8 protein-coding genes and 1 pseudogene are annotated in these 8,646 nt (G+C 38.7%); 1 reads left to right on the forward strand and 8 read right to left on the reverse strand.

The features are described 5' to 3' along the window. Nucleotides 1-45 precede the first annotated feature (45 nt). The 3 genes from P20495_RS13355 to P20495_RS13345 are packed head-to-tail and all read right to left on the reverse strand — an operon-like array spanning nucleotide 46 to nucleotide 3,577. On the reverse strand, nucleotides 46-1,317 hold the full coding sequence (locus tag P20495_RS13355) for a DUF3526 domain-containing protein (RefSeq protein ID WP_008135193.1): 1,272 nt from the start codon (nucleotides 1,315-1,317) through the stop codon (nucleotides 46-48). Beyond that, entirely contained in the window at nucleotides 1,314-2,762 is a 1,449-nt protein-coding gene (locus tag P20495_RS13350; RefSeq protein ID WP_008135194.1) for a DUF3526 domain-containing protein, read from the reverse strand. The genes P20495_RS13355 and P20495_RS13350 overlap by 4 nt, the downstream gene beginning before the upstream one ends. Beyond that, nucleotides 2,762-3,577, reverse strand: a complete 816-nt coding sequence (locus P20495_RS13345) for an ABC transporter ATP-binding protein (protein ID WP_008135196.1) — start codon at nucleotides 3,575-3,577, stop codon at nucleotides 2,762-2,764. Before P20495_RS13345 ends, P20495_RS13350 begins: the two co-directional genes overlap by 1 nt. A 306-nt stretch (nucleotides 3,578-3,883) precedes the next feature. Here P20495_RS13345 and P20495_RS13340 point away from each other — a divergent pair. Beyond that, nucleotides 3,884-4,126: pseudogene (locus P20495_RS13340) on the forward strand (hypothetical protein); the annotation flags it as partial. 214 nt (nucleotides 4,127-4,340) lie between these two features. Here P20495_RS13340 and P20495_RS13335 read toward each other — a convergent pair. The 5 genes from P20495_RS13335 to P20495_RS13315 form a co-directional block, all read right to left on the reverse strand. Further along, entirely contained in the window at nucleotides 4,341-5,315 is a 975-nt protein-coding gene (locus P20495_RS13335) for a transposase (RefSeq protein ID WP_008135200.1), read from the reverse strand. Nucleotides 5,316-5,339: 24 nt separating this feature from the next. Then, the gene (locus P20495_RS13330; RefSeq protein ID WP_008135202.1) at nucleotides 5,340-5,936 is read right to left on the reverse strand and encodes a hypothetical protein; all 597 of its coding nucleotides are present in this window, start codon (nucleotides 5,934-5,936) and stop codon (nucleotides 5,340-5,342) included. 116 nt (nucleotides 5,937-6,052) lie between these two features. Next, nucleotides 6,053-7,006 (reverse strand): hypothetical protein, encoded by a 954-nt coding sequence (locus P20495_RS13325; protein ID WP_008135203.1) that lies wholly within the window; start codon nucleotides 7,004-7,006, stop codon nucleotides 6,053-6,055. A 275-nt stretch (nucleotides 7,007-7,281) separates the two neighbouring features. Then, complete coding sequence (locus P20495_RS13320; protein WP_008135205.1) at nucleotides 7,282-7,896, reverse strand: cold shock domain-containing protein; 615 nt, start codon at nucleotides 7,894-7,896, stop codon at nucleotides 7,282-7,284. A gap of 155 nt (nucleotides 7,897-8,051) precedes the next feature. Next, nucleotides 8,052-8,555, reverse strand: coding sequence for a DUF421 domain-containing protein (locus tag P20495_RS13315; RefSeq protein ID WP_008135207.1), 504 nt, complete (start codon nucleotides 8,553-8,555; stop codon nucleotides 8,052-8,054). Between the last annotated feature and the right edge of the window lie 91 nt (nucleotides 8,556-8,646).

Below are 8,646 nucleotides of genomic sequence, written 5' to 3' on the forward strand. Positions count from 1 at the left end.
TTAAATATGTAATTGCGCTAAACAGCTATGTTTAGCGCTGTATTTTTAGTTGCTGCTTTGCGTGGTGCTTTCAAAGCGTGGCATGTTTTCAAGTGCCGCTTTAGTTGGGTCGCCTTTGTAAAATAACCACGGGTAATAAAACTCGCGCAATTGTTGATGGTAATCTCTAATTTGCTGCTCGTAGTTATAAGCGGCAAGCGAGTCGGTATTAGCTGCACGCGTTAGGCTACGTTGTAATAAAAGCGGTGGCGACAACCAAGATACAGCCCCCGCTAGCTCATATTTTTTAGCCGCAGCATCGCGATAGGCCTGTGAAAGTTCTGCTGCTTTTAAATCACCCATTTGCTGAAATGCGTAATACCATTTCCATTCAAATTCGCTGCTCATATCAATGTAAGGCGCAAGTGCCGGGTACTCTTTAACAAAAGCATCCATGGTGTCTGATTTAGGTAAATCCCATGCTCCGTTTACCGCCTCTCGTTGGGTAAGGACAATGTCGCCACCATTAGAAGAGTGCACCGCTTTATTAATAGCCAGGTCGCCTAAAATAGGAATAATAAAAGCAAATAACACCCACAAACCAATTAAGCTTGAAGCAACACGCGGCGCACTGGTTGCATTTTTACCTAGCCACACACTAAGCACCGCCCAAAATGCAAGGTATGCAATGCATAAAAGCGATACATACGTCACTTCAAAGGCGCTTGCTCCAGCTATAAAAGCACCCACAAAAAATGGCAGCATTAAACACACTATTACCGCTACAAACCTCACGGTTATTCGTGCGCCCCACAAGGCAAAGTAAGACTTAGCTGTAGTGACTAATAGATCGTGCCTGCCGCTGGTGCGCTCGCTTGCAAATAAATCATGAAACAGCAAAATAATAACCAATGGCGCTAGTGCACTAATTACAAACACAAAGTCTATTTTTCCGGCTTGGGCCAGCTCAGCATTTTGCGCATCGCTTTCGTAAATTTGCCCCTCAAGCGCCAACAAATTAATGCGGTGCTTCCACGGGAAAATATCGCGCTCACCTAATGCAGCAAATGCAAGGTTAGATGGCTGAGAGTACGTTAAATGAAAGCTGTAATACGCTAACATGCCCGCATCGTTTTGCTTATGTTGTACGTTAGCGCGATCGCTTTGATCTGCTGCTTTTAAACGCTCAATGGTTTGCTGCTGCGCGCTTACTTCGCTTAGCCCGCTGTAAATAGCAAAACCCGATAAAACAAAGCTACAAAGTAGTAACACCACTACGTATTTTTGACGCAGTAAAAAGCCCCATTCACGTGTAAATTGCTTAATTAAATAGTTCATGACAAACGCTTCCCTACAAATTTAATACCGCCAACTAGCACTGCAATCCACAGTAATAATTGTAAAAAAGCAGGCACACTTCTTTGTGTGCGAATATTTGCGCTATCTACAGTAAAGTTAAACTCTTGTAGAATTTTCCAATTATCAGCGCTTACGCGTGCTTTTTGAGTTGCTGCGGCATTGGCATTGCGGTTCAGGTCGTCTTGGTAGTTAAGTTTTTCAATGTGAACTTTATTAAGCCCTTGCACAAAATCAAAACGTAGTTGCTCGGTTTCGCGTAAAAAGCGATGGTGTGTTTCTATACTTGTACCCACCACAATCATAGAGAGAGAGCGAATAGTCACCATAGGTGAAACCCAACCAAAATAACGCGACACTTGCGTTTGCTTAAGCTCAGCATGCATACGCTGCTCGGCAAATTGGTTTAGTACATCGGTTTGTTTTGCCTCTGACTCACTGGCCACTAACCCTCTAAAGTTTACTGGCAGCTCATCAATGCTATTTACGTTATACTTTTCAAGGAGTGATTGTTTAAATTGCTTAAATGCAGGGTCGTTAGTGTTATGGCCATCGCCTAATTTTCTAAGCTCAGCTTTAACTGCAAAATCGGTTTCTATTTTACCGGTTGATGGTATAGCTGTTGCAGCCGTAGTACTTGCAACACGTGGCATAACAATACACAGTAAAATCCAAATAAACGCCAGCGCCGTAAAGCTGCTACTATTTTTATTTAACACACTCGATGCTAATAAAATGAGTAATACCCACACACTTAAATATAAAGCGTAACCCACAACAAAACTTGCAACAGCTAGTAAGCTTTCGCCTGCAGACACCGTAAATAAAGCCGATACCGCCAATGGCGCAATAATTAAGCCAACAACAGAGAGTAGCGCTAAACCTTTACCAGCAATAAGCGTAATACCCGACGTACCTTGCGCTAATAAGTATGAAAGCGTTTGCAACTCACGCTCACGACTAATAGAGCTATAACCAATTAATATAAGAAGTAACGGCGCTAATGTTTGCACAATAAAGGCAGGCGTTAAACTACCTAATTTGGTAAGCGCTGTGCCTTGTCGTTGGTCGGCAAACATTGCGCTGTTTTGCCTATGCCCTTCTAAAAATATTGAGTTACCTGTGTAAGCGTCAATACCTGGGTCGAGCGTGCTCAGTGGCGACGGCGTTCTAAATGCATAGTGCCCATAGTGCACCATTCGGTGAGGGTGGCGATCGGGTTGATCAACAAAGCTTTTATCGCTTGTTGTTTGTAATTCATGGCGAGCATGGCTAAGTTCATGCATAGTAATGGCGGTAACCACTACCGACGAAAGCGTTAGCAATAAACCAATAGCCAGCACAGTCATTGCTAGTTTTGAGCGTAGCCAATAGCGCCATTCATCTTTAGCAACTATAACCACTTTTGAAAAGTTATTTATGCTCATTACGCGCCTCTTTGCGCAAAGGCTGCATGAACTTGTTCGGTATCAATGCGGCCGTTTTCGGGTGCATCGAATTCGCCCACCAGCTCACCTGCTCTTAGTAAACCAATTCGGTTTGCTACTTGGCATGCGCCATATACATCGTGTGTAACCATTAAAATAGTCGCGCCTGATAATGCAAGCTCACGTACTAGCTGGTTAAACTCATCAATAGCAACAGGATCAAGGCCCGATGTAGGCTCATCAAGTAAAAATATCGGTGCTTCACGCAGTATCGCAAGTGCAATCGCTGTTTTTTGCCTCATGCCTTTTGAATAAGTTTGCATGTTGCGATCCCATGCATCTTGTTGCAATGCAACACGATTAAAAGCCACGTTAATTTGCTCAAACGATTTTGTAATATCAGCGAGTGATAAAAAATATTCAACATTTTCACGAGCAGTTAAATGGGGATATAACGTAGCCGACTCTGGCAAATACGCGGTTTTACCTCGTACAAAATCAAGCGCTTTACTCACCTCTTTACCCGCTACTTTTACAGAGCCTTGCGTTGGTTTATTAAAGCCAAGTAACGTTTTTAACGTGGTTGATTTACCCGCACCATTTCCTCCTAGTAGCGCATAAACCTCACCTGCCGCCACGCTGAAGCTTAAGTTTTTTAAAATGGTGTTGTTTTTAATGCCAAAACTTAACGAGTCTACTTCAATAACCGCTTCGTTTTTAGTGGCTTGGGTCGTATTTGATGCTTTATTACGTGTTTGTGCCACACGCCGAGGTTCTATTGGTGATGTTTGATTAATTGCTGTTGATGTTGTCACATTCAGACTCTATTAAGGGGAAATTAGAATACCGTGAATGTTATACTATATCAAACACCAATTGCAACACTATAACATATTCATAGTTAACAATAGATACATCGTGCTGGGTTTAATTAACGAAAAGTTGTTCTATCCAAAATTACCATTTAGTGGAACAACTAAGCACGATAAAGAATAAAAATTGTAAAAAGCAGCAACTAATCAAAGTGATAAAACATATTTAAAGACCAATCTATAAAGAATAGTGAACAATAAACTTTTCAATTGTTAGAATGCCCACCTATTTTATTATCAAGAGATACAATGGCAAATTTCAATACTCATCTTAATACTGCCGTAATCATCACAGGCTTATGCTCTGCCACCTTATTATCTGCAGGCCATATTGATTTAAAGGGCGCACTCTGGTTATGGTTTTTAGGCTCAATTGGCGGCTTATTACCCGACATAGATTCAGATAACTCCACGTCACTCGATACTATTTTTAACTTATTTGCACTCAGCGCTGTATTACTGGTACTGCATTACATAACCACCAAGCTCATTAATAACTAAACTAGACAGCCACTTTAATTGAACAAACAAAACAATGCCAAAAAATTCGCTCTTCAGGTTAAGAATTTATCTTTTATAACTGGGTCACTTTATTTCATCCGTTAAATAAGTCATTAGCCTATTAAACCTAAATTACACGCATGAAAATAACTGCATAATGCAGTTGTGATTTATTACTGAATAGTTTTACTGAGTAGCTTAAGTTTTATGCGAGTAGCTTTTCGCAATTGCTAATATTTGATCGCCGTTTACGCTTTAAGTTTTCACAATAACTTTCTTGTGAGGCTGGCCTGCCTACTGCGCCATGAAATACACGCGTAAATTGGGTTGTAAGCTTTAACCAGTTTTCTAAAGATATATTCACCCTTTCTAGTAAAGGCAAGTGTGTACTTTCAATATAACCTCGTTTATCTTCTCGTATACAACGTCCTGTTAATTCAACAAGTTCAAGGTACGATTTAAGCTCAAACGGCAGCCCTTTGGGCATAACCTGACGAGACATGCCTGCAAAACGTAGTAACTGTTTAGGCTGTTTACCCTCTGCCGCGCATGTTAAGCGCTTTTGTACACTGGTATGGTCTGACTCTTCGGGCGTATTAGCCATTTTCGCTCTAATAGGGTTTAAATCGACATACGCCATACAAGCAGCAAGTGCAGCTTCATCTAATAATGCTTGGGACATAAATCGCCCTTCCCAGAACCTACCTGTGCAGTTATCTTCTTTGTTTGCTCTGCGGGCAATGTCTTCATTTAATAATCGCATAAACCAGCTGATACTGGATAGGCGCTCGCGGTAGTCGTTTACTGTTTGATTGAAAAAGATAAGTTCGGCTTTACTTAGCTTTTCACCCTGTATGTATTTTTGCGTAAGTACAGTACCTTTACAGAGCTTATGCCAGCGAATGATAATCGCTTTATCGTTTAATCGATTCGCTTTTTTATCATCAACATACAGTACTAAGTGGGTGTGATTACTCATAACAGCGTAAGCACATACATCAATACAAAATACCTTCGCTAATTCAAGCAGCTTATCTTCAACCCAGCCTCGTCGATGCTCGTAAGATTGACCAGTAAAACTGTCTTCGCCACATAAAAATGCACGGCGCACGCAACGCGAAATACAGTGGTAGTATTTTGTATCAACCAAACTTACTTGACGCTTTCTTGCAATTGCCATAAGACACCCTGCTCGTTTTTTGCACTAACTAAAACGTAGTCCTAAATTTTGAAAAGAGCAAAATTTAGGATGGGTGTCATTGTTAATCTTATGATCAATTAAAATATCTTCAGGTGTAAACGTGATAATTTCGTATTTCAGCAATTTTATAGCGCTATCAACGTTTACTTTAAGATCTAAATTGAGCGGAATAATTGCAACTTTCATAATAATATTGAAAATAATATCTGATAATTTTGAGTATAAAAGTTGGCAATTATCATTTTCAGTTAATGGGTAAAGTATTTCATCACCTTTAAACTTAACATTGAACTGAGATAAGTTTGCATGTGCAAAGATATTTCTTAGTTTTCGTATACCTGTTTTTTTGTTGTTTAAAAAATCATGCTCAATTTTATTAATGGCGCCGCTAATTAATGACTTTTTAACCACATCTTGAAAGTTTGGTTCATAATCACTTAAGTTAGATTTTAAAATATTTTCTAATAAATTAAACAAATAGACTAAAGCTGCACTTCCATTTCCTTCAACTTCGCGTAAGAAAGCTAGTTGGTTGCCATAATACCGAGAGTACAACCAAACATTATCGATTACAGTTGATTTAGAATGTCCAATATCCAAATTTGACTCCCAAGTTGAGACACACATAATCGCCTCATTAAGAGGCAAAAAATAGTTGGTTAAAATAAGCACGCAGGAGCAAAAACCAACTGTTTTTTGTCCTTTTGAATGACTTGTTATGCTTTTTTGGCAATAACCTTAAAATACTTCCTTCCCGTTTCTTCGTCTTGCCCGTCAAGCTTGCTGACAGTAACGCTAAATTTTGACGCTTCTAATACATCACAAACACCACAGGTAAAATCAGAGTAGTTACCGTTATATAGATTTAAAAATGAACCGACAACTTTACCTGAGGAATTTTTAGCGATTAATGTTGCTATTCGTTCTTTTGTGTCTTCAATTGATACATCTAATGTTTCACCAATAGTTAAGGTCGCTACATCAATTTCGGTTTCAAAATCATCATTGCCACCACCAAAACCTGTTAATTCTATATGGTTAAACTCAGAAATTTCATTTTCTAATTCATTTCTAGTTGTAGGTAAATCATCATCAACCATTAATTTTAACTCAGTTGATAAAGTTTCTTTTAAACTCACAACTTCATTTTCTAGTTGGCTTATTCTAGGATCTGATTGAATCGAAGTAGGTAATTCAGAAAAATTAAATGTAGATTTCAAAATAGCCTTTTGCTTTTGAATATTTTGAATTTTATCTAACGCTTCTATTTGCTCACCAATTACATCAGCCCAGTCAAGCTTTGATGATTGAGTAGTTTCGTTAATAGACAACGCAAGTGTTCGGGCAATGTCTAATTCATGTATGTGACTTTTACCATTATCTGAAATAGCTCTATTTAGCCTCTCAATTAAATGAGTCGTTTGGGATTCTATTTCTTTAATACGTCTAAAAGCTGCAACAGCAAATTTTTTCTGTTGAGATTCAAATTCGGATTTAGAGTTATATTTTGAGAGAAACCAAGCGAATGCAATAGAAAAAACAAACTGCAAAACACCAAATAAAGTAGATTCTGTTTTTGTTGTAGTTGCACCTGACGTTGAAATTTCAAGCCCAATTGTTCCTGCTGCTAGTAAGCCTAAAACAACAATTAAAATATTTTCCTTGTTCAAATTAACTCCTTGATATGAGAAAAGCATAACAGCTTATTGAACCCCACTTTGGTGGTTTATAACACCCAAAACGGCGCATATTACATTGTTCGATATTTACGCTAAATAACTCTATTAGTAACAACTAGCTACAAAAGTTATTCAATGACCTCTGTTATTTAACCCCGTAACGCCTTTTAATAATGTTATGGGACAAATTGCGTACCACTGTATTTTTATACAGCACACAGTAAAACCCATCTTAAATTTAACCTTTAACTAAACGATTTATAAAATTACCACTCAGTTTTAAACCGTGAATCGTTCTCACAAGGTTTTCCATCGCCATCCCCATCCATTTTTGTATTAGGGCAGTTATTAATAAAAAATACAGCCTCTTCGCGTGAGCGCATTTCAGTACAATATTGCCTGCCATCACACGTAAAATTTTGCGTGTTTTTAGGAATAACGACTTTTGGGTATTTTTCATCAAAGGTGGCTAAATCGGCGTTGGTAATAACGGGAGTATGGTTATTAAATTGCTCGTTAGTTTTATAATGGTTGTATTTATTTACTGCGACAAAGCCAAGCACGGCAATAATGCTAATTGAGGCAACTTTACCTAAAAAGCTACTGGCAAAATTAGATTTAGCAATGCGGTGCGGCTGTTGATTGTGTTTTTGATAAGGTGCTTTAAGCTCTGCAACGCCTTCTATACGGCAGTTAATTGCTTTGGTTTTACCGTCGGGCTGTGTTGCAACTTCAAAGTAAATGGTGTCGCCGACTTTTGGCTTGCGGCTCATGTGTTTGAGCGCTGATATGTGTATAAATGTGTCGTGTTCTAGGGTGTCTGATTTAATAAAACCAAAACCTTTGTCGGTTTTCCACGTCTTTAACAATCCTTTGTTCATTTATCCACCTGTTCTGCTTAAGCTGCGATTTACGCAAATTCCATTTAGTTAACACTTGTTATTATACGTTCCAGAATTAAAACCATGCAACAAGTAATATTATTTACAGTTATTTTAAATCTTCAAATTATTGGTATTTGTCACCGATTAAATAGCTAAAAAACATCTTTTAACGCAGTTTTAGAGCCACTGTTATTGTGCGCTATTACACTAAAACTGCCGTCTGTTTCGAGCACGACTGCGGCTACATCTTCAATGGCTAATATGCCTGCACCACGAATAGCAGCGCGAATTTCTGATTTAGTTACCCGCTGCGATTTAAGTGCAGCAGTGCAGTATTCACCATCACTCATTAAAAACGTGGGCTCTGCTTTTATAAGCGCTGCAAATTTTGACGAGCGCACACTAAGCCACGTAATAATATATTGCAGCCCTATTAACACAACAAACGCCAATATGCCCTCAGCTAACGGAACATTTTTTGAAATAATAACAGACGCCAATATAGAGCCCAGCGCAATGGTGACTATAAAATCGAACACGTTCCACTTTGAAAGCGTACGTTTACCCGATATACGTAGCCAAAACACCAGTGCAATATAACCCAGTACACCTATTGTAAGTACACGTAATAACCCCTGAATATCATCGTAAAACATAGTGGCTCCTTGTATTTAAAATTACTTATAGCGTTTAGTTAAACCGTACACGCATACAAATTAAAGCTGTATGAATAAAAGGGGTAGTAAT

This window comes from Pseudoalteromonas sp. BSi20495, from assembly GCF_000241185.1.
Taxonomy (GTDB): Bacteria; Pseudomonadota; Gammaproteobacteria; order Enterobacterales; family Alteromonadaceae; genus Pseudoalteromonas; species Pseudoalteromonas fuliginea.

Coding starts and splice junctions, on each gene's coding strand:
- P20495_RS13315 (WP_008135207.1), bottom strand. CDS start 8,555: ATGTTTTACGATGATATTCAGGGGTTATTACGTGTACTTACAATAGGT.
- P20495_RS13335 (WP_008135200.1), bottom strand. CDS start 5,315: ATGGCAATTGCAAGAAAGCGTCAAGTAAGTTTGGTTGATACAAAATAC.
- P20495_RS13355 (WP_008135193.1), bottom strand. CDS start 1,317: ATGAACTATTTAATTAAGCAATTTACACGTGAATGGGGCTTTTTACTG.
- P20495_RS13320 (WP_008135205.1), bottom strand. CDS start 7,896: ATGAACAAAGGATTGTTAAAGACGTGGAAAACCGACAAAGGTTTTGGT.
- P20495_RS13350 (WP_008135194.1), bottom strand. CDS start 2,762: ATGAGCATAAATAACTTTTCAAAAGTGGTTATAGTTGCTAAAGATGAA.